Genomic DNA, 19,054 nt, shown 5'->3' on the forward strand with positions numbered 1-19,054 from the left:
GATCGGCACAGGCGTGCCGCCTGGGTGGCGTCGTAGTGTGACGGCAGTCGAAGAGTCGAGGAGAGGTGGTGACGATGACTCAGATCCTGTCCGCTGTTGTCCTGCTCCTGGTGCCGCCGGCCTGGGTGGCGCGGGGGCGGTACGGGGCGGCGGCCGTGACCATGGCGCTCGGGGCGGCATCGGTCGTGGTCACGGTCGCCGTCTGGCTCCTCGGCCGTTGGGTGGAGGGGCAGCGCTGGGCCGGGCTGTTGGGCCTGGCCGAACTGGCCGTCCTGCTGCTGTCGGTGGTCATCAGCCTGCGCGCCGAGGACGGTCCGCGGTGTGCGGCGGCGGCCTGGACGGCATGCGGAGCGGTCGCCCTCTGGCCGTCCCGGTTCGCGTTCATCGAGGGGCCTGCGGACACGCTCACGCTCTTCGGGTTCGGATCGATGCTCTCCCTGCCGGCCGTCCTGATCGGGCTCTACCTGCGGGGCCTGGACGAGGGGCGCAACAAGGCGGTGGCCGAGGCCAGGCGGGCACAACGACTCGAACTGGCCCACGACCTGCACGACTTCGTGGCGCACGATGTCAGCGGCATGGTCGCCCAGGCCCAGGCGGGGGCTTACCTGGCCGGGATCGACCCGGCCCGGGCGGCCGAGATGTTCCAGCGAATAGAGCAGGCCGGGCAGCGGGCGCTGGCCTCGCTGGACCGGACGGTACAGCTGCTGCGCAGCGAGGAGGGCGGCGGCCGCGGTCCGCAGCCCGGGCTCGCCGAACTCGCCGGGGTGGCCGAGCGGTTCACCGCGACGGGCGGCTCCGAAGTCCGGTTGGAGCTGCCGGAGGAGCCGGTGCCGCGCGAGGTGGAGGGCACCGTCCACCGGATCGTGGTCGAGTCACTGACCAATGTCCGGCGGCACGCTCCGGCCGCGCGGGCGGTCGAGATCCGGGCCCGCCGCAGTGGCGGACGGCTGGAGCTGACCGTGACCAACGACGGTCGGGCACCGGGCCCGGCAGGTCGGCCGCGCCGGGGCGGTGGCAGCGGACTGCCTGGGCTGGCGGCCCGGGTGGAGGCCCTCGGTGGTTCGCTGGAAGCCGGCCCGCACGAGCGGGAGGCCTGGAGGGTGACGGCGGTGCTGCCGCTGGAGGAGGCCGGCGCAGGGCCGGTGCGATCGTAGAAGCCGACGCGGGTCGGTAACGGGGAGGTGCGGATATGGGCAGTGGCACAGGGCCGGTTCGGATCCTGATCGCGGACGACCAGGCGGACGTTCGCAGTGCGTTCCGGATGATCCTGGACGTCCAGCCGGACATGGTGGTGGTGGCTGAGGCGGCGGACGGTGCCGCAGCGGTGCAGGAGGCAAGGAGACTGCGGCCGGACGTGGTGCTCGCGGACATCCGGATGCCGAAGCTGGACGGTTTGGAGGTCACACGCCAGTTGGCCGACCAGTGCAAGGTGATCGTGGTGACCACCTTCGACCTGGACGAGTACGTGCACACGGCATTGCGGCACGGGGCGGCCGGATTCCTGCTGAAGCGGTCGGGGCCGGTGCTGCTGATCGAGGCGGTCCGGGCGGCGATGGCCGGGGACGCGTTGATCAGCCCGCAGATCACTGTCCGGCTCCTGCGGCACATGGCACTACCGGCTGCGGAGCCGGAGCCGGAGCCCGGGCGGGGCGCCAAGGCGGCTCTGCCGCCGACAGCCGGGCCGACGGAGGAACTGACCACGAGAGAAAGGGAGATCGCCGAGCTGGTGGCAGACGGCGCGACCAACGCCGAGATCGGCGCAGGGCTGTTCATCTCTCCGGGGACGGTGAAGAACCACCTCGCCAACATCCAGCGCAAGATCGGAGCCCGTAACCGGGTGGGCATCGCGGCCTGGATCTGGGAGCAGGCGGCCGGCCGACAGTAACCGGCCCTGGCCCGGAGGGCGAGAGCCCGGGCAGCCCAAGGCCCATGCAGGCAGCAGGCCCCGGTCACGGCGGGCAGTGCCGGAGTGGACCGGTTCCGGGCAAGGTCAGCGCTGCCTTGTGCGAGGTCGCAGCCCTGCACGGGCGGCCGGCGGGCCTGTGGGCGCGGGCGAGGGCGCCGACCCCGCTTCGGCTGTGCGGCCGTGAGGCCTGCATGGTCGGCGCCGCCCGCCCCCAATGACGCGAGGCCCATGCGGCCCACGCGCGGCCCACGCGGCCGCACAGCCGAATCGGCCCCGAGCGCACGCAGATCCGCCAACCCCAGCGCAGGCAGCGGGCGGAGGAAGCGGGCACAGGCGGCGGGCACAGGCGGCGGCGGGCGGGTCGGCGAGGGGGAGAGGAATCCCACCCAACGGCAAGTTCGCGCGCTTGTGAACGAAGGGTCAAGCGAGCGTTCGGCCCCCCGCCACCCCTCCGAGTGAGTCGCCATAACACGTCAACATGACGCCTGGAAATTTGCCCAAGGCGATGCATGGTTGATATAGGACCATGCCCCTGACCAGCCGCTTCACAGGTAAATGCGACTGGTTGTGATCATTTGGCTGCTATGCGTCGACAAATCTGGGCATGTTCACATTCGACACCATTCACATGGTGTCGTAGATCACAAAGATGGCGGTGAACTGCGTGTCGCAGATCACAAGCCGACAGGCATAGGATGCGCTCGTTCCAGGCTTTGTGAACTGCCTCACATGAGGTGGATCTCGGGAACTGGAACGCGGGTTCACCTCAGTGTGACCCGCCGGTTCCGATCTGCAGTCAAGGACGACTGGACGGAGGGAGCGGGGGCTATGAATGCCTACGCGCCGATCCTCGTACTCGGTGCCATCGCGGCGGCGTTCGCGGTCGGCTCCGTCGTGATGGCCTCACTCACCGGCCCCAAGCGCTACAACCGGGCCAAGTTGGAGGCGTACGAGTGCGGCATCGAGCCGACCCCGCAGCCTGTGGGCGGCGGTCGGTTCCCGATCAAGTACTACCTGACGGCGATGCTCTTCATCGTCTTCGACATCGAGATCGTCTTCCTCTACCCCTGGGCGGTGACCTTCGACGCCCTGGGGATCTTCGGGCTGGTCGAGATGCTCCTGTTCATCGCCACCGTCTTCGTCGCGTACGCCTACGTGTGGCGGCGCGGCGGCCTGGAGTGGGACTGAGCGCGGGGTGGTCCGAGCGCGGGGTGGTGACCCCACCCGTCCGCCGGCTGTGCGCCCGCTTGTGAAAGAGCGGACAAGCCAGAACCGGCCCACGTATCAGCGGTCTTGAGGGCATTGAGAGGGATCTGATGGGAATCGAGGAGAAGCTGCCGAGCGGCTTTCTGCTCACGACCGTGGAGACGGCCGCCGGCTGGGTGCGCAAGGCGTCACTCTTCCCGGCCACCTTCGGTCTGGCCTGCTGCGCGATCGAGATGATGACCACCGGCGCAGGCCGCTACGACCTGGCCCGGTTCGGCATGGAGGTCTTCCGGGGCTCCCCCCGGCAGGCCGACCTGATGATCGTGGCGGGCCGGGTGAGCCAGAAGATGGCCCCGGTGCTGCGCCAGGTGTACGACCAGATGCCCAACCCCAAGTGGGTCATCTCGATGGGCGTCTGCGCCTCGTCCGGCGGGATGTTCAACAACTACGCGATCGTCCAGGGCGTCGACCACATCGTCCCGGTGGACATCTACCTGCCCGGCTGTCCGCCCCGTCCGGAGATGCTGATGGACGCCATCCTGAAGCTGCACGACAAGATCCAGCACGAGCCGCTCGGCGTGAACAAGCGCCGGGCCGAGGAGCTCGGCGAGGCGCTCGCCCTCAAGGCCACCCCGATCAGTGAGATGCGGGAGCAGCTGCGATGAACGACCAGGTACCCGAGACCCGCCGGGAGCAGCCGGTCCGCGAGATCCCGGTCGAGGTGGTCGGCCGCCGCCAGGGCATGTTCGGCGCCAAGGGCAGTGGCGACACCTCCGGCTTCGGCGGCCTGTCCGCCCCGATCGCGCTGCCCGGCCCGAGTGAACGCCCGTACGGCGGCTGGTTCGACGAGGTCGCCGACGAGCTGGAGGGCGCCCTGGAGGAGCAGGGCCTGGACCCGGTCGAGGTGATCGGGAAGACCGTGGTCGACCGCGGCGAGCTCACCTTCCACATCGACCGTGACCACCTGCTGAGGACCGTCCGCATCCTGCGCGACGACCCGGCGCTGCGTTTCGAACTGTGCCTCGGCGTGAGCGGCGTGCACTACCCAGGCGACAAGGGCCGCGAGCTGCACGCGGTCTACCACCTGCGCTCGATCACCCACGGCCGGCTGATCCGGCTGGAGGTCACCGCGCCCGACGCCGACCCGCGCATCCCCTCCGTGGTGAGCGTCTACCCGACCAACGACTGGCACGAGCGCGAGGCCTACGACTTCTTCGGGCTGGTCTTCGAGGGCCACCCGGCGCTCACCCGGATCATGATGCCGGACGACTGGCTGGGCCACCCGCAGCGCAAGGACTACCCGCTCGGCGGCATCCCCGTCGAGTACAAGGGCGCCCAGATCCCGGCTCCCGACCAGCGGAGGTCGTACAGCTGATGAACACCCAGCACTTTGGAGAGACCGAGGAAGCAGACGCCCGCGAGACCACCGAGGGCCGGGTCTTCACCGTCACCGGCGGCGACTGGGGCGAGGTGGTCGAGGCGGTCGGCCGGGCCGACGACGAGCGCATCATCGTCAACATGGGCCCCCAGCACCCGTCCACCCACGGCGTGCTGCGGCTGATCCTGGAGATCGACGGCGAGACAGTGAAGGAGGCCCGCTGCGGCATCGGCTACCTCCACACCGGCATCGAGAAGAACATGGAGTTCCGCAGCTGGGTCCAGGGCACCACCTTCGTGACCCGCATGGACTACCTGACCCCGCTGTTCAACGAGACCGCCTACTGCCTGGCGGTCGAGAGGCTGCTCGGCATCACCGACGACGTCCCGGACCGGGCCAGCGTCATCCGGGTGATGATGATGGAGCTCAACCGGATCTCCTCGCACCTGGTCTGCCTGGCCACCGGCGGCATGGAGATCGGCTCCACCACCCTGATGATCTACGGCTTCCGGGACCGCGAGCTGATCCTGGACGTCTTCGAGCTGGTCACCGGCCTGCGCATGAACCACGCGTACGTGCGCCCCGGCGGCCTCGCCCAGGACCTGCCGCCCGGCGCCGTCGACCAGATCCGCGAGGCGGTCAAGGTCTTCCGCTCCCGGATGCACGAGTACGACAAACTCGCCACCGGCAACCCGGTGTTCAAGGCCCGTCTGGTCGACGTCGGCTTCCTGGACCTGCCCGGCTGCCTGGCCCTCGGCGCCACCGGCCCGATCCTGCGGGCCACCGGCCTGCCGCACGACCTGCGCAAGACCGACCCGTACTGCGGGTACGAGGACTACGACTTCGAGGTTGCGATCGCCGACAGCGCCGACTCCTACGGCCGCTTCCTGATCCGCCTGGAGGAGATGAAGCAGTCGCTGCGGATCGTCGAGCAGTGCCTGGACCGGCTGCGGCCGGGCCCGGTCATGGTGGCCGACAAGAAGATCGCCTGGCCCGCTCAACTGGCCGTCGGCCCGGACGGGATGGGCAACTCCCTCGACCACATCCGCAAGATCATGGGCACCTCGATGGAGGCCCTGATCCACCACTTCAAGCTGGTCACCGAGGGCTTCCGGGTGCCGGTCGGTCAGGCGTACGCGGCGGTCGAGTCGCCCAAGGGCGAGCTGGGCGTGCACGTGGTCAGCGACGGCGGGACGCGGCCGTACCGGGTCCACTTCCGGGACCCGTCGTTCACCAATCTGCAGACGATGGCGGCGATGTGCGAGGGCGGCCAGGTGGCCGACGTGATCGTCGCGGTGGCCGGGATCGACCCGGTGATGGGAGGCGTGGACCGGTGACCAACGTCGAACTCGGACTGCCGGCACTGCCGGCCGCACCGTACCCCGAGGAGGTGCACGCCCGGCTGGCCGCCGACGCGGCCGAGCTGATCGGCCGCTACCCGCAGCCCCGCTCGGCGCTGCTGCCGCTGCTGCACCTGGTGCAGGCCGAGGAGGGCTTCGTCAGCCCGACCGGTATCCGCTTCTGCGCCGAGCAGCTGGACCTCACCACCGCCGAGGTCACCGCGGTCGCGACCTTCTACACCATGTACCGGCGCCGCCCGGCCGGGAAGTACCACGTCGGGGTCTGCACCAACACCCTGTGCGCGGTGCTCGGCGGCGACCAGATCTTCGCCGAGCTCCAGGAGCACCTGGGCATCCGCAACAACGAGACCACCGGGGACGGCGAGGTCTCGATCGAGCACATCGAGTGCAACGCGGCCTGCGACTACGCGCCAGTGGTGATGGTCAACTGGGAGTTCTTCGACAACCAGACCCCGGAGAGCGCCCGGCAGCTGGTCGACGACCTGCGCGCCGGCCGTGAGGTCCGGCCCACCCGCGGCGCCCGGCTGTGCGGCTTCAAGGAGACCGCCCGGATCCTGGCCGGCTTCCCCGACGAGCGCCCGGGCGCCAACGACGAGTCCGGTGCCGGCGGCGCGCCCTCCCTGGCCGGCCTGCGGCTGTCCCGCGGCGAGGCCCTGCCCGGCGCCCCCGGCACCAGGGTCGTCTCCCCGCGCAACGAGCCGCCCCGCCCCGACGCCTCCCGCCCCGAGGGCAACGGCCAGGAAGGGAGCGAAGCGTGATGACGTCCGCCGAGCCGGCCGAGAAGCTGCTCACCCCGGTCCTGTCCGATTCCTGGGACGACAGCCGTCCCTGGACGCTCGACACCTACCGCCGCCACCACGGCTACGAGGGCCTCAAGGCGGCCCTCGCCATGCCGCCGGACGACGTGATCGCCCTGGTCAAGGACGCCGGCCTGCGCGGCCGCGGCGGCGCGGGCTTCCCGACCGGCATGAAGTGGCAGTTCATCCCGCAGAACGACGGCAAGCCGCACTACCTGGTGGTCAACGCGGACGAGTCCGAGCCGGGCACCTGCAAGGACATCCCGCTGCTGTTCGCCAACCCGCACGCGCTGATCGAGGGCATGATCATCGCCTCCTACGCGATCCGCTGCGACCACGCCTTCATCTACCTGCGCGGCGAGGTCGTCCCGGTGCTGCGCCGGCTGCACGCGGCCGTCGCCGAGGCGTACGGGGCGGGGCTGCTGGGCCGGAACATCCTCGGCTCGGGCATCGACCTCGACATCACCGTGCACGCCGGCGCCGGCGCCTACATCTGCGGCGAGGAGACGGCGCTGCTCGACTCGCTGGAGGGCCGACGCGGCCAGCCCAGGCTGCGGCCCCCGTTCCCGGCGATCGCCGGCCTGTACGCCTGCCCGACGGTGGTCAACAACGTCGAGTCGATCGCCTCGGTGCCGCCGATCCTGGCCCGCGGCAAGGAGTGGTTCAAGGCCCTGGGCACCGAGAAGTCCCCCGGCTTCACGCTCTACTCGCTCTCCGGCCATGTCACCAACCCCGGCCAGTACGAGGCCCCGCTCGGCATCACGCTGCGCCAGCTGCTCGACCTCAGCGGCGGCATCCGCCCAGGGCACCGGCTGAAGTTCTGGACCCCGGGTGGTTCCTCCACCCCGATGTTCACCGACGAGCACCTCGACGTCCCGCTGGACTACGAGGGCGTCGGGGCGGCGGGCTCGATGCTCGGCACCAAGGCGCTCCAGGTCTTCGACGAGACCACCTGCGTGGTGCGCGCGGTCACCCGCTGGACGGAGTTCTACGCCCACGAGTCCTGCGGCAAGTGCACCCCCTGCCGCGAGGGCACCTACTGGCTGGTCCAGCTGCTCAAGCGGATCGAGGCGGGCGAGGGCGTCGACGGGGACCTGGAGAAGCTCCTCGACATCGCCGACAACATCAACGGCAAGTCCTTCTGCGCACTGGGCGACGGCGCGGCCAGCCCGATCGTCTCCTCGCTCACGCACTTCCGGGCCGAGTACGAGCAGCACCTGGCCGAGCGCCGGTGCCCGTTCGACCCGGCCGCCTCCACCGTCTGGGCCGACGGCCCCCGCCCCGGCCACCAGTCCGCCACCGAAAGGGAGGTGCACGCGTGACGATCACAGAGCCAACCGCCTCCGAGACCGCGGTCGAACTGGTCACGCTCACCATCGACGGCGTCGAAGTGCGGGTCCCCAAGGGAACGTTGGTGATCCGGGCCGCCGAGACCATCGGCACCCAGATCCCGCGCTTCTGCGACCACCCGCTGCTCGACCCGGCCGGCGCCTGCCGCCAGTGCATCGTCGAGATCGAGGGCCAGCGCAAGCCGGTCGCTTCCTGCACCATCCCGGTGGCCGAGGGCATGGTGGTGCGCACCCAGCTCAGCTCGCCGGTGGCCGAGAAGGCGCAGCGCGGCGTGATGGAGCTGCTGCTGATCAACCACCCGCTGGACTGCCCGGTCTGCGACAAGGGCGGCGAGTGCCCGCTGCAGAACCAGGCGATGACCAGCGGTGCCGCCGACTCCCGCTTCGAGGGCATGAAGCGCACCTACGAGAAGCCGGTGCCGATCAGCAGCCAGGTGCTGCTGGACCGCGAGCGCTGCGTGCTGTGCGCGCGCTGCACCCGCTTCTCACAGCAGATCGCCGGGGACCCGTTCATCGACCTGGTGGAGCGCGGGGCGCTGCAGCAGGTCGGCACCGGCGAGGGCGACGACTTCGAGTCGTACTTCTCCGGGAACACCATCCAGATCTGCCCGGTGGGCGCGCTGACCTCGGCGGCGTACCGGTTCCGCTCGCGCCCCTTCGACCTGGTCTCCTCGCCGAGCGTGTGCGAGCACTGCGCCTCGGGCTGCGCGCAGCGCACCGACCACCGGCGCGGCAAGGTGCTGCGCCGGCTGGCGGGCGAGGACCCGGCGGTGAACGAGGAGTGGAACTGCGACAAGGGCCGCTTCGCCTTCCGCTACGCCCAGCAGCGCGACCGGCTGACCACCCCGCTGGTGCGGGTGGACGGCGAGCTGGTGCCGGCCTCCTGGCCGGAGGCGCTGGCCCGGGCGGCCGAGGGGCTGCGCGGGGCCCGGACCGGGGTGCTGGCCGGCGGCCGGGTGACGATCGAGGACGCCTACGCGTACGGGAAGTTCGCGCGGGTGGTGCTCGGCACCAACGACGTGGACTTCCGGGCCCGCCCGCACAGCGGTGAGGAGGCGGACTTCCTGGCCGCGGCGGTGGCCGGGCGGGGCGTCGACGTGGACGGCACGGGGGTGGCGTACGAGGACCTCGACCGGGCGCCGGCGGTGCTGCTGGCGGGCTTCGAGCCGGAGGAGGAGTCGCCGATCGTCTTCCTGCGGCTGCGCAAGGCGACCCGGGCGACGGGCCTGAAGGTGTTCTCGGTGGCCGCGTTCGGCTCCCGGGGCCTGGCGAAGCTGCACGGCGCGCTGCTGCCGGCCGCTCCCGGCACCGAGCCGGAGTGGTTCGCGGCGCTGGCGGCGGACGAGCCGCTGACCGACGACGCCGGGCGGGCGGCCGAACTGCTGCGCACCCCGGGCGCGGTGATCCTGGCGGGCGAGCGGCTGGCCGCCGTCCCGGGCGCGCTGACGGCGGTGCTGCGGTTGGCGCACGCGACGGGCGCGAAGCTCGCCTGGGTGCCGCGCCGGGCCGGTGACCGCGGGGCGGTGGAGGCGGGCGCGCTGCCGGGCCTGCTGCCGGGCGGCCGTCCGGTGGCCGCCCCGGCGGCCCGGGCGGAGGCGTCCGCGGTGTGGGGCGGGGCCGAGCTGCCGTCCCGGCCGGGTCGGGACACCGACGGGATCCTGGCGGCGGCCGTGGGCGGCGAGCTGGACGCGCTGCTGGTCGGCGGCGTGGACCCGGACGACCTGCCGGACCCGGCGCTGGCCGACGAGGCGTTGGCGGCGGTGCCGTTCCTGGTGTCGCTGGAGTTGCGGCCCTCGGCGGTGACGGCGCGCGCCGACGTGGTGCTGCCGGTGGCGGCGGTGGCGGAGAAGGCCGGCACCTTCCTGGACTGGGAGGGCCGGGTCCGGATGTTCGAGTCCGCGCTCAAGCCGGACCAGCAGATGGGCCGGCACCTCCAGTCCGACCTGCGGGTGCTGGGCATGCTGGCGGACGCGCTGGGCCGGCGGCTGGGCCTGCCGGACGTCCGGGCGGCCCGGCTGGAGCTGGACCGTTTCGCCCCCTGGGAGGGCGACCGCACGGCCGACCCGGCGGCGCACCCGGGCCCGCTGCCCCGGCCGGCCACCGGCCAGGCGGTGCTGGCGGGTTGGCGGATGCTGCTGGACAACGGCGTGCTGCAGCAGGGGGACCCGCACCTGGCGGGCACCCGGCACCGGGCGGTGGCCCGGATCTCGGCGGAGACGGCCAAGGAGATCGGTGCCGAGGCGGCTGCCGAGCTGCGGCTGACCGGCCCGGCCGGCTCGCTGACCCTGCCCCTGGAGATCACCGACTCGATCCCGGACCGCACGGTCTGGGTCCCGCTCGACTCCACACCGGGCGGCACCCACCGCGCGCTCGGCACCACCGTCGGCCACCTGGTCACGATCGCCGCGGCCGAGCCCGAGTCCGAGCCCGAGTCCGAGCCCGAGCCGACGGTGCAGGACCGGCCGGCGCAGGACCAGGCAGCGCAGGACCAGACCGGGGCGACCGCGGACGAGACCGCGGGCGAAGGGGAGGACCGATGACTTCGCAGCCGTACGAGACGCTCCACTTCTTCGGGCAGGACCCGTGGTGGCTGGTGCTGCTGAAGGCGGTGTTCTGCTTCGCCTTCCTGGTCCTGACGGTGCTGATCGCGATCGTCTGGGAGCGCAAGGTGGTGGCCTGGATGCAGCTGCGCATCGGGCCCAACCGGCACGGCCCGTGGGGCCTGCTGCAGTCGCTGGCGGACGGCGTGAAACTGGCGCTGAAGGAAGACCTGGTGGTCAAGGGCGCGGACAAGCCGGTCTACATCCTGGCCCCGATCGTCTGTGCCATTCCGGCGTTCATGGCCTTCGCGGTGATCCCGTTCGGCCCGGCCGGCAACGAGGTGTCGATCTTCGGCACCCGCACGCCGCTCCAGCTGACGGACTTTCCGGTCGCGCTGCTGTACATCCTGGCGACGGCCTCGATCGGCATCTACGGCATCGTGCTGGCCGGCTGGTCCTCCGGGTCGACGTACCCGCTGCTGGGCGGGCTGCGTTCGGCCGCGCAGATGATCAGCTACGAGATCGCGATGGGCCTGTCCTTCGCGGCGGTGTTCATCTACTCCGGCTCGATGTCGACCTCGGAGATCGTGGCGCACCAGCAGCCGACCTGGTTCGCCGCGCTGTTGCCGGTGTCGTTCATCGTGTACGTCATCGCGATGGTGGGGGAGACCAACCGGGCGCCGTTCGACCTGCCGGAGGCCGAGGGCGAGCTGGTCGGCGGCTTCAACACCGAGTACTCCTCGCTGAAGTTCGCGATGTTCATGCTGGCCGAGTACGTGAACATGGTGACGGTCTCGGCGGTGGCCTCGACCCTCTTCCTGGGCGGCTGGCGGGCTCCGTGGCCGGTGTCGACCTTCTGGGAGGGCGCCAACCACGGCTGGTGGCCGATGCTGTGGATCACGCTGAAGATCCAGCTGCTGCTGTTCTTCTTCATCTGGCTGCGCGGCACGCTGCCCCGGCTCCGCTACGACCAGTTCATGAAGCTGGGCTGGAAGGTGCTGATCCCGGTCTCGCTGGTGTGGCTGGTGCTGATCGCGAGCGTGCGGGCGCTGCGCAACGAGGGCTACGGCTTCGGCGAGGTGGTGCTGTACGTGGGCGCCCCGGTCGGGGTGGTGCTGCTGCTGGCGCTGCTGCGGGACTTCCTGCGGAAGCAGCCGGAACCCGAGGACGTCCCGCCCAAGGCCGACTTCGACCCGATGGTGGGCGGCTACCCGGTCCCGCCGCTGCCCGGTCAGGTGCTCCCGCCGGTGCCGCGCCGGCGCAGCCGCGCCCCGAAGCAACTCCACGACGCCCTCAACGGGGCCGACCATTCCGAAGGGAGCTGAACCGAGATGTCCGACCAGTCCGATCGTACGGACCGCCCCGAGCGGGCCGACCGTCCGTCGATCCTCGGCCCGGCCGCCGGCTTCGGCGTGACCTTCAAGGCCATGTTCAAGAAGCGGCTCACCGAGCAGTACCCGGAGCAGAAGAAGCCCACCGCTCCGCGCTTCCACGGCCGTCACCAGCTGAACCGGCACCCGGACGGCCTGGAGAAGTGCGTCGGCTGCGAGCTGTGCGCGTGGGCCTGCCCGGCCGACGCGATCTACGTGGAGGGCGCGGACAACCGGGACGAGGAGCGCTACTCCCCGGGTGAGCGCTACGGCGCGGTGTACCAGATCAACTACGCCCGCTGCATCCTGTGCGGGCTGTGCATCGAGGCCTGCCCGACCAGGGCGCTGACCATGACCAACGAGTACGAGCTGGCCGACTCCTCCCGGCGGGACCTGATCTTCACCAAGGAGCAGCTGCTGGTGGGCCTGTCCGAGGGCATGGTCGACACCCCGCACGCGATCTTCCCGGGTACCGACGAGGGCGCGTACTACCGGGGCGAGGTCACCTCGGCGGCGCCGGGGACGGTTCAGCAGGAGCGCACCGACCGGGAGAGGGAGGTGCAGCAGTGAGCGCGCAGCTGGCGGAAGCGGTCGGGACGACCTCGACGGGTGAGGCCGTCCAGTTCTGGGTGCTCGCGGTGATTGCGGTCGGCGGCGCACTCGGCATGGTGCTGATGCGCAAGGCCGTGCACAGCGCGCTCTGCCTGGCGGGCACCATGCTGGCGCTGGCGGTCTGTTACATGGCCCAGGGAGCGGTGTTCCTGGGTGTGGTGCAGATCGTGGTCTACACCGGCGCGATCATGATGCTGTTCCTGTTCGTGGTGATGCTGGTCGGCGTCACCAGCGAGGACTCCTTGAAGGAGCAGCTGAAGGGCCAGCGGTTCGCCGCGGCGCTGTGCGGGCTGGGCTTCGGCGTGCTGCTGATCGCCGGGATCGCCAACGCGAAGCTGAACCACTTCACCGGGCTGTCCGAGGCGAACGCCGAGGGCAACGTGCCGGGCCTGGCCCGGCTGATCTTCACCCGGTACGTGTGGGCCTTCGAGGTCACCGGCGCACTGCTGATCACTGCGGCGATCGGCGCGATGGTGCTGACCCACCGGGAGCACGTGAAGGCGCCGAAGACGCAGCGCGAGCTGGCGGCGCAGCGGATCAAGGACAACATCCAGGTGCCGCCGCTGCCGGCGCCGGGCGTGTACGCGCGGCACAACGCGGTGGACGTCCCGGGGCTGCTGCCGGACGGCACGATCGCCGAGGACTCGGTGATGGCGACGCTGCGCGAGCGCGGCCAGGTCCGGGACGTGAGCCAGGCGATGCTGCAGCGGATGGCGGAGCTGGAGAACACCACGGCGGACTGGCTGGGCCGTCCGTCCTCGGAGCGGCCGGCGATGGCGCCCCCGCGCAAGTCGCTGAAGCCGGTTCCGACGAACGGCCGGCCGGTGCCGGCGAACGGCGAGCCGGTGCCGGCGAACAACGTGGAGCACCCGGCCGACGAGGAGGGTACGGAGTGAACCCGGTCAACTACCTCTACCTGTCCGCCCTGTTGTTCACCATCGGCGCGGCCGGGGTGCTGATCCGGCGCAACGCGATCGTGCTGTTCATGTGCGTGGAGCTGATGCTGAACGCCTCGAACCTCGCCCTGGTGACCTTCTCCCGGCTGCACGGGACCCTGGACGGCCAGATCATCGCGTTCTTCACGATGGTGGTCGCGGCGGCGGAGGTCGTGGTCGGCCTCGCCATCATCGTCTCCATCTTCCGGACCAGGCACTCCGCTTCGGTCGACGACAGCAACCTGATGAAGCTGTAGGCGGAGGGCCTTCGGTGAACTCTCTCATTCCGCTGCTGGTGGCGGCTCCACTGGCGGGCGCCGCCCTGCTCCTGCTCGGCGGCCGGGCGCTGGACCGGTACGGCCACTGGCTGGCCACCGCGCTCGCGGCGCTCTCGTTCGGCTTCGGCCTGGCCCTGTTCTCGGACATGCTCGGCCGTGATGCCGAGCACCGGGCGGTCACCGAGCACCTGTTCAGCTGGATCCGGGTGAACGGCTTCCAGGCCGACGTCTCCTTCCGGCTCGACCAGCTGTCGATGACCTTCGTCCTGCTGATCACCGGCGTCGGCACGCTGATCCACCTCTACTCGGTCGGCTACATGGCGCACGACGAGCGCCGGCGCCGCTTCTTCGCGTACCTGAACCTGTTCCTGGCTGCCATGCTGCTGCTGGTGGTCGCGGACAACTACCTGTTGCTGTACTTCGGCTGGGAGGGCGTGGGCCTGGCCTCGTACCTCCTGATCGGCTTCTGGCAGCACAAGCCGAGCGCGGCGACGGCGGCGAAGAAGGCCTTCATCGTCAACCGGGTCGGCGACGTCGGCCTGTCCATCGCGATCATGCTGATGTTCGCGGAGTTCGGCTCCTTCGCCTTCGACCCGGTCTTCGGGGCCGCGCACGAGGCGAGCGAGGGCAAGCTGACGGCGATCGGGCTGATGCTGCTGCTGGCGGCCTGCGGCAAGTCGGCTCAGGTGCCGCTGCAGTCCTGGCTGGGGGACGCGATGGAGGGCCCGACCCCGGTGTCGGCGCTGATCCACGCGGCCACCATGGTGACCGCGGGCGTCTACCTGATCACCCGCTCCGCGACGATCTTCGACCTGGCGCCGGACGCGCAGACCGCCGTGGTGGTGGTCGGCGCGGTCACGCTGCTGTTCGGTGCGATCGTCGGTTGCGCCAAGGACGACATCAAGAAGGCGCTGGCCGGCTCGACCATGTCGCAGATCGGCTACATGGTGATGGCGGCCGGGCTCGGCCCGATCGGCTACGCCTTCGCGATCATGCACCTGGTGACCCACGGCTTCTTCAAGGCCGGGCTGTTCCTCGGCGCCGGGTCGGTCATGCACGGCATGAACGACGAGGTGAACATGCGTCACTACGGCGGCCTGCGCAAGTACATGCCGGTCACCTTCGTCACCTTCGGCCTCGGCTACCTGGCGATCATCGGCTTCCCGGGCCTGTCCGGCTTCTTCTCCAAGGACAAGATCATCGAGGCGGCCTTCGCCAAGGGCGGCACCGAGGGCTGGATCCTCGGGCTGTGCGCGCTGGTCGGCGCGGCGATCACCGCGTTCTACATGACCCGGGTGATGGTGCTGACCTTCTTCGGTGAGAAGCGCTGGCAGCCGACCGGTGGGACCAGCGGCGCCGCCGCGGGCGACGACAACCTCCCGCACCCGCACGAGTCGCCCAGGACCATGACCGTCCCGATGGTCCTGCTGGCCGTCGGCTCGGTCTTCGCGGGCGGGCTGTTCGCCTTCAACGACTCCTTCCTGAAGTGGCTGGAGCCGGTCACCGGGTACGAGGAGGGCAACTCCCCCCTCGCCCCGCTGACCGTCACCCTGCTGACCACGGCATGCATGCTGGCCGGCGTCGGCGTCGCGTACCTGATGTACGGGCGCTCGCCGGTCCCGGTGGTGGCGCCGGTGGGCTCCCCGCTCACCCGGGCGGCCCGCCGCGACCTGCTGCAGGACGACTTCAACCACGCGGTGCTGGTGCGGCCGGGCTCGGCGCTCGCCGCGGCGCTGGTCTTCTTCGACAGCCGGGGCCTGGACGGCGTGGTCAACGGCTTGGCCGCCGCGATCGGCGGGCTCTCCGGCCGGCTGCGGCGGGTCCAGAACGGCTTCGTCCGCTCGTACGCGCTCTCCATGTTCGGCGGCACGCTGGTGCTGGTCGCCACGACTCTCCTGATGAGGTCCACGTGATGACTCGTCCTGATATCCGTCGGGGGGTGGGCGCATGAGCGCGCTTCTGACCGCCACCTGTGCCGTTCCGGCGGCCGGCGCGGTGCTGACCGCCGCGTTGCCCGCCGGGTCCTCCGAGGGCCGGCGCAGGACCACCAAGGCCGTCGCGCTGGGCGTCTCGGCCGTCACCCTGGTGCTGGCCGCCGCGGTGGCGACGCGGTTCGACCCGCACGGTGCCCGCTTCCAGCTGACCGAGTCGTACAGCTGGATCCGTTCCTTCGGCATCACCTTCTCGCTCGGCGTGGACGGCATCGGCGTCGTGCTCGCCCTGCTCACCGCCGTGCTCGTGCCGCTGGTGATCCTCGCCTCCTGGCACGACGCCGACCCGCCCTCCTCGGCCGCCGACGGGCCGGGGGCACGTCCCGGCCGCCAGGCCGGGGGAGAGGGGCCCAACGCGGCCAGGCCCGACGGCACCTTCGAGAACAGGCGCCGCACCCAGGGCTTCTTCGCGCTGATCCTGGCGGTGGAGGCGATGGTGGTCGTCTCCTTCTACGCCACCGACGTCTTCGTGTTCTACGTGTTCTTCGAAGCCATGCTGATCCCGATGTACTTCCTGATCGGCGGCTTCGGCGACCGGGCCGGCGGCCCCGATTCGGCGCGTCAGCGCTCCTACGCGGCCGTGAAGTTCCTGCTCTACAACCTGCTCGGCGGCCTGGTGATGCTGGCCGCCGTGATCGGCCTGTACGTGACCGCGCAGGACCAGGGCTTCGGCACCTTCGACCTGCCGACCCTGACCTCGGCGATCGCCGACGGCCGGATCCAGCTGACCGGTACCGCCGAGAAGGCGCTGTTCCTGGGCTTCTTCTTCGCCTTCGCGGTGAAGGCCCCGCTGTGGCCGCTGCACACCTGGCTGCCGAACGCGATGGGCGAGTCCACCGCCGGCACCGCGGTGCTGATCACCGCGGTGGTGGACAAGGTCGGCACCTTCGCGATGCTGCGCTTCTGCCTCGGGCTGTTCCCGAACGCCTCGAAGACCTTTGCCCCGGCGATCCTGGTCCTCGCGCTGATCGGGATCGTCTACGGCGCGCTGCTGGCGGTCGGCCAGAAGGACATCAAGCGCCTGGTGGCGTACGCCTCGATCTCGCACTTCGGCTTCATCATCATGGGCATCTTCGCCCTGACCAGCCAGGGCCAGAGCGGAGCCACCCTCTACATGGTCAACCACGGCCTGTCCACGGCGGCGTGGATGCTGGTGGCCGGCTTCCTGATCTCCCGTCGCGGCTCGCGGCTGATCGCCGACTACGGCGGCGTGCAGAAGGTCGCCCCGGTGCTCGCCGGGACCTTCCTGATCGGCAGTCTGGCCACCCTGTCGCTGCCCGGGCTCGCCCCGTTCGTCAGCGAGTTCCTGGTGCTGGTGGGCACCTTCACCCGCTACCCGGCGATCGGCATCGTGGCCACCTTCGGCATCGTGCTGGCCGCGCTGTACGCCCTGCTGCTGTACCAGCGCACCATGACCGGCCCGGTGAAGGACGGGGTGCGCACGATCCCCGACCTCAAGGCCCGCGAACTCCTCGTGGTCGGCCCGTTGGTGGCGCTGACCATCCTGCTCGGCGTCTACCCCAAGCCGCTCACCGACCTGGTCAACCCCTCGGTGAACGCGACGCTCACGCAGGTCCACCAGACCGACCCGGCGCCGGCCCACCCGGTCGCCGCCACCTCAGGAGGTGAGCAGAAGTGAGCACCACCGCGATGCTCGCCGCCGCCGGCGGCAACACCGCCGGCATCCCGGCACCCCACATCGAGTACGGCCAGCTCTCCCCGATGCTCGTGGTGTTCGCCGCCGCCCTGGCCGGCGTCCTGGTGGAGGCCTTCGCGCCCCGCCGGTTCCGGCACTGGACGCAGGTGACGCTCGCCCTGGCCGGGCTGGTCGGCGCCTTCGTCGCCGTGGTGGTGCTGGCCGCGCAGGGCTACGGCTCCACCAAGGTGGACCTGCTGGCCATGGAGTCCGTCGCCCTGGACGGCCCGGCGCTGTTCCTCCAGGGCGTGATCCTGCTGGCCGCCGTGGTCGCGGTGCTCACCTACGCCGAGCGGAGGCTGGAGCCCAAGGCCGGCGGCCGGCCCGCCGACGCCTTCGCCGCCCAGGCCGCCGCCACCCCCGGCGGCGAGCAGGAACGGGCCGCGGTCCGGGCCGGCTTCGCCACCAGCGAGGTCTTCCCGCTCACCATGTTCGCCGTCGGCGGCATGCTGCTGTTCCCCGCGGCCAACGACCTGCTGACCATGTTCGTGGCGCTGGAGGTCTTCTCGCTGCCGCTGTACCTGCTGTGCGCGCTGGCCCGGCGCCGTCGGCTGCTCTCCCAGGAGGCGGCGGTCAAGTACTTCCTGCTCGGTGCCTTCGCCTCGGCGTTCTTCCTGTTCGGCACCGCGCTGGTGTACGGCTACGCGGGCAGCGTACGGCTCGGCGACATCGGCGACGTCATCTCCGGCAAGGCGATGACCACCCCCGCGCTGCTGAGCACCACCCAGAGCGACGCGCTGGTGCTGACCGGCCTGGCGATGCTGGCGGTCGGCCTGCTGTTCAAGGTCGCCGCGGTGCCCTTCCACTCCTGGACCCCGGACGTCTACCAGGGCGCGCCGACCCCGGTGACCGGCTTCATGGCGGCGGCCACCAAGGTCGCGGCCTTCGGAGCCTTCATGCGGCTGTTCTACGTGGCCTTCCCGGGCCTGCGGCTGGACTGGCGGCCGGTGATGTGGGGGGTGGCGATCCTCACCATGGTCGTCGGCGCGGTGCTCGCGGTGACCCAGCAGGACGTCAAGCGCCTGCTGGCGTACTCCTCGATCGCGCACGCCGGGTTCATCCTGACCGGCGTGATCGCCGTCAACAAGCAGGGCATCTCCTCGGTGTTGTTCTACCTGCTGGCGTACTCCTTCGTGACGCTCGGCGCGTTCGCCGTGGTCACCCTGGTGCGCGACTCCAAGGGCGAGGCGACCCACCTGTCCAGCTGGGCCGGGCTCGGGCGGCGTTCGCCGCTGGTGGCGGCGGTGTTCGCGCTGTTCCTGCTGGCGTTCGCCGGGATTCCGCTGACCTCCGGTTTCACCGGGAAGTTCGCGGTCTTCCAGGCCGCGGCCAGCGGCGGGGCGACCCCGCTGGTGGTCGTCGGTGTGCTGAGTTCGGCGGTGGCCGCGTTCTTCTACATCAGGGTCATCGTGCTGATGTTCTTCTCGGACCCGCAGCCCGGCGGCCCCACGGTGGCGATCCCGAGCCCCTTCACGGCGACCGCGATCGGGGTGGGGGTGCTGGTCACGCTGGGTCTCGGACTGCTGCCGCAGTACTTCCTCGACCTCGCGTCCAAGGCCGCACTGTTCGTGCGCTGACCTTTGCGTCCGCCGTTCCCGACCAGGGCCCCGTCCGGGCCGCGCCCAGTCCGCGCGG

Annotated in this window: 16 protein-coding genes; all 16 read left to right on the forward strand. The window is 70.9% G+C overall.

Annotation, left to right across the window (positions count from 1 at the left end):
* Window positions 1-74: 74 nt before the first annotated feature.
* The 16 genes from ACFU7Y_RS07210 to nuoN all read left to right on the forward strand — a co-directional run bounded on the left by ACFU7Y_RS07210 (window position 75) and on the right by nuoN (window position 18,996).
* Window positions 75-1,154 (forward strand): sensor histidine kinase, encoded by a 1,080-nt coding sequence (locus tag ACFU7Y_RS07210; protein ID WP_224276327.1) that lies wholly within the window; start codon window positions 75-77, stop codon window positions 1,152-1,154.
* Between the two features lie 35 nt (window positions 1,155-1,189).
* A complete protein-coding gene (locus ACFU7Y_RS07215; RefSeq protein ID WP_380766734.1) occupies window positions 1,190-1,885 on the forward strand; it encodes a response regulator in 696 nt (231 codons plus the stop codon).
* Window positions 1,886-2,734: 849 nt separating this feature from the next.
* Complete coding sequence (locus ACFU7Y_RS07220) at window positions 2,735-3,094, forward strand: NADH-quinone oxidoreductase subunit A (protein ID WP_030060100.1); 360 nt, start codon at window positions 2,735-2,737, stop codon at window positions 3,092-3,094.
* Window positions 3,095-3,222: 128 nt separating this feature from the next.
* Complete coding sequence (locus ACFU7Y_RS07225; protein ID WP_224276331.1) at window positions 3,223-3,777, forward strand: NADH-quinone oxidoreductase subunit B family protein; 555 nt, start codon at window positions 3,223-3,225, stop codon at window positions 3,775-3,777.
* Window positions 3,774-4,487, forward strand: a complete 714-nt coding sequence (locus tag ACFU7Y_RS07230; protein WP_224276333.1) for an NADH-quinone oxidoreductase subunit C — start codon at window positions 3,774-3,776, stop codon at window positions 4,485-4,487. The genes ACFU7Y_RS07225 and ACFU7Y_RS07230 overlap by 4 nt, the downstream gene beginning before the upstream one ends.
* The gene (locus ACFU7Y_RS07235) at window positions 4,487-5,827 is read left to right on the forward strand and encodes an NADH-quinone oxidoreductase subunit D (RefSeq protein WP_224276335.1); all 1,341 of its coding nucleotides are present in this window, start codon (window positions 4,487-4,489) and stop codon (window positions 5,825-5,827) included. Before ACFU7Y_RS07230 ends, ACFU7Y_RS07235 begins: the two co-directional genes overlap by 1 nt.
* Window positions 5,824-6,609 (forward strand): NADH-quinone oxidoreductase subunit NuoE, encoded by a 786-nt coding sequence (nuoE, locus tag ACFU7Y_RS07240; RefSeq protein ID WP_380766735.1) that lies wholly within the window; start codon window positions 5,824-5,826, stop codon window positions 6,607-6,609. Before ACFU7Y_RS07235 ends, nuoE begins: the two co-directional genes overlap by 4 nt.
* On the forward strand, window positions 6,609-7,970 hold the full coding sequence (nuoF, locus tag ACFU7Y_RS07245) for an NADH-quinone oxidoreductase subunit NuoF (RefSeq protein ID WP_224276339.1): 1,362 nt from the start codon (window positions 6,609-6,611) through the stop codon (window positions 7,968-7,970). Before nuoE ends, nuoF begins: the two co-directional genes overlap by 1 nt.
* Window positions 7,967-10,537 (forward strand): NADH-quinone oxidoreductase subunit G, encoded by a 2,571-nt coding sequence (locus tag ACFU7Y_RS07250; RefSeq protein ID WP_380766736.1) that lies wholly within the window; start codon window positions 7,967-7,969, stop codon window positions 10,535-10,537. Before nuoF ends, ACFU7Y_RS07250 begins: the two co-directional genes overlap by 4 nt.
* Complete coding sequence (nuoH, locus tag ACFU7Y_RS07255; RefSeq protein ID WP_224280801.1) at window positions 10,534-11,862, forward strand: NADH-quinone oxidoreductase subunit NuoH; 1,329 nt, start codon at window positions 10,534-10,536, stop codon at window positions 11,860-11,862. The genes ACFU7Y_RS07250 and nuoH overlap by 4 nt, the downstream gene beginning before the upstream one ends.
* A gap of 6 nt (window positions 11,863-11,868) precedes the next feature.
* On the forward strand, window positions 11,869-12,477 hold the full coding sequence (gene nuoI / locus ACFU7Y_RS07260) for an NADH-quinone oxidoreductase subunit NuoI (RefSeq protein ID WP_380766737.1): 609 nt from the start codon (window positions 11,869-11,871) through the stop codon (window positions 12,475-12,477).
* The gene (locus tag ACFU7Y_RS07265; protein WP_224280803.1) at window positions 12,474-13,415 is read left to right on the forward strand and encodes an NADH-quinone oxidoreductase subunit J; all 942 of its coding nucleotides are present in this window, start codon (window positions 12,474-12,476) and stop codon (window positions 13,413-13,415) included. Before nuoI ends, ACFU7Y_RS07265 begins: the two co-directional genes overlap by 4 nt.
* A complete protein-coding gene (nuoK, locus tag ACFU7Y_RS07270) occupies window positions 13,412-13,711 on the forward strand; it encodes an NADH-quinone oxidoreductase subunit NuoK (RefSeq protein WP_195911268.1) in 300 nt (99 codons plus the stop codon). Before ACFU7Y_RS07265 ends, nuoK begins: the two co-directional genes overlap by 4 nt.
* A 14-nt stretch (window positions 13,712-13,725) precedes the next feature.
* A complete protein-coding gene (gene nuoL / locus ACFU7Y_RS07275) occupies window positions 13,726-15,645 on the forward strand; it encodes an NADH-quinone oxidoreductase subunit L (protein WP_224280804.1) in 1,920 nt (639 codons plus the stop codon).
* A 34-nt stretch (window positions 15,646-15,679) separates the two neighbouring features.
* Entirely contained in the window at window positions 15,680-17,362 is a 1,683-nt protein-coding gene (locus ACFU7Y_RS07280) for an NADH-quinone oxidoreductase subunit M (protein WP_380766738.1), read from the forward strand.
* 11 nt (window positions 17,363-17,373) lie between these two features.
* Complete coding sequence (gene nuoN / locus ACFU7Y_RS07285; RefSeq protein WP_224280811.1) at window positions 17,374-18,996, forward strand: NADH-quinone oxidoreductase subunit NuoN; 1,623 nt, start codon at window positions 17,374-17,376, stop codon at window positions 18,994-18,996.
* The last annotated feature ends 58 nt before the right edge of the window (window positions 18,997-19,054 follow it).

It is taken from the genome of Kitasatospora sp. NPDC057542, assembly GCF_042801945.1.
GTDB lineage: Bacteria > Actinomycetota > Actinomycetes > Streptomycetales > Streptomycetaceae > Kitasatospora.

Excerpts from the sequence above, each read along its gene's own strand:
- ACFU7Y_RS07210 (WP_224276327.1), top strand. The coding sequence starts at position 75 with ATGACTCAGATCCTGTCCGCTGTTGTCCTGCTCCTGGTGCCGCCGGCC.
- ACFU7Y_RS07215 (WP_380766734.1), top strand. The coding sequence starts at position 1,190 with ATGGGCAGTGGCACAGGGCCGGTTCGGATCCTGATCGCGGACGACCAG.
- ACFU7Y_RS07220 (WP_030060100.1), top strand. The coding sequence starts at position 2,735 with ATGAATGCCTACGCGCCGATCCTCGTACTCGGTGCCATCGCGGCGGCG.
- ACFU7Y_RS07225 (WP_224276331.1), top strand. The coding sequence starts at position 3,223 with ATGGGAATCGAGGAGAAGCTGCCGAGCGGCTTTCTGCTCACGACCGTG.
- ACFU7Y_RS07230 (WP_224276333.1), top strand. The coding sequence starts at position 3,774 with ATGAACGACCAGGTACCCGAGACCCGCCGGGAGCAGCCGGTCCGCGAG.
- ACFU7Y_RS07235 (WP_224276335.1), top strand. The coding sequence starts at position 4,487 with ATGAACACCCAGCACTTTGGAGAGACCGAGGAAGCAGACGCCCGCGAG.
- nuoF (WP_224276339.1), top strand. The coding sequence starts at position 6,609 with ATGACGTCCGCCGAGCCGGCCGAGAAGCTGCTCACCCCGGTCCTGTCC.
- nuoH (WP_224280801.1), top strand. The coding sequence starts at position 10,534 with ATGACTTCGCAGCCGTACGAGACGCTCCACTTCTTCGGGCAGGACCCG.
- nuoI (WP_380766737.1), top strand. The coding sequence starts at position 11,869 with ATGTCCGACCAGTCCGATCGTACGGACCGCCCCGAGCGGGCCGACCGT.
- ACFU7Y_RS07280 (WP_380766738.1), top strand. The coding sequence starts at position 15,680 with ATGAGCGCGCTTCTGACCGCCACCTGTGCCGTTCCGGCGGCCGGCGCG.
- nuoN (WP_224280811.1), top strand. The coding sequence starts at position 17,374 with ATGCTCGCCGCCGCCGGCGGCAACACCGCCGGCATCCCGGCACCCCAC.